This window comes from Mycobacterium gordonae (genome assembly GCF_002101675.1).
Taxonomy (GTDB): domain Bacteria; phylum Actinomycetota; class Actinomycetes; order Mycobacteriales; family Mycobacteriaceae; genus Mycobacterium; species Mycobacterium gordonae.
Genome location: NZ_LQOY01000178.1, coordinates 1 through 1,024, shown reverse-complemented (window position 1 = coordinate 1,024; position 1,024 = coordinate 1). Strand labels below are relative to the sequence as shown.

Here is a 1,024-nt window from a genome sequence, read left to right as displayed (position 1 = left end):
CGGCCACACCGCTGATGAGGTTGGTGCCACCCGTCGCGCCGGCCCCGCCGGCCCCGCCGGCGCCGAACAGCCCGGCGGCGCCGCCGGCCCCGCCGTTCTGACCCGAAGTCAAGGGGCCGGACCCGCCGGCGCCGCCATCACCGAGGAGCCACCCGCCAGGCGTGCCGTCTGCCCCGCTACCGGCCGCGCCGGGTGTGCCGTTGCCGATCAGCGGGCGGCCGGTCGCCGCCTGAACGGGGGAGTTGATCGCAGTGAGCGCTTGCTGCTGCAGGGCGTGCAGGGGCGCCAAGGGGCCGCTGGATGGAGGAGCGTTGAAACCGTCCAAGCCGAGCAGGAACCCGCTGGTTCCACCGATTCCGTTGCTGCCCGCGGCCGGCCCGGTGCCACCGACACCGGCGTTGCCGCCGTTGCCGATGAGTACCGCGTTGCCGCCCGCGCCGCCGGCTCCACCCACATGACCACCGGTCCCGCCCGCACCGCCGGCGCCGCCGGCGCCGCCGCTGCCGATCAGCATGCCGCCTTTGCCGCCGAGCCCGCCGGCGCCTCCGTTGCCCCCCGGGAAGCCGGGTATCGGCGCGATGGCGTCACCTCCGGCGCCGCCTGCCCCACCGACGCCTCCGTTGGAGAACAGCCAACCGGCATTGCCGCCATTGCCGCCGGCGCCTCCGGCGCCGAACACGCCGGCTCCGCCCGCTCCACCGACACCGCCGTCCGAGAAGAACAGGCCGGCACTGCCGCCGTTCCCACCTGTTCCACCGGGAGCTTGATAGTTAAGGCCGCCCGCTCCGCCCGCGCCGCCGGGGCCGAACAGCCACCCTGCGTTGCCGCCAACCCCGCCAGTTCCGCCACCGATTCCACCGATTCCGCCGGATCCGCCCGGGCCGGCGAGTAACCCGGCGTTGCCTCCGGCACCACCCGTACCCCCGGTTGCACCGCTGCCGCCGGCGCCGCCATGGCCGCCGCCCGCACTGACCAGCCCCGCCAGCAGCCCACCCGCTCCGCCGGCGCCGCCGGTGGGCTGCTC

1 protein-coding gene is annotated in these 1,024 nt (G+C 76.4%); it reads right to left on the bottom strand.

What is annotated here, in order from left to right:
- A partial coding sequence (locus AWC08_RS38605; protein ID WP_336442450.1) for a PGRS repeat-containing protein occupies positions 1-1,024 on the bottom strand: 1,024 nt, incomplete at both ends.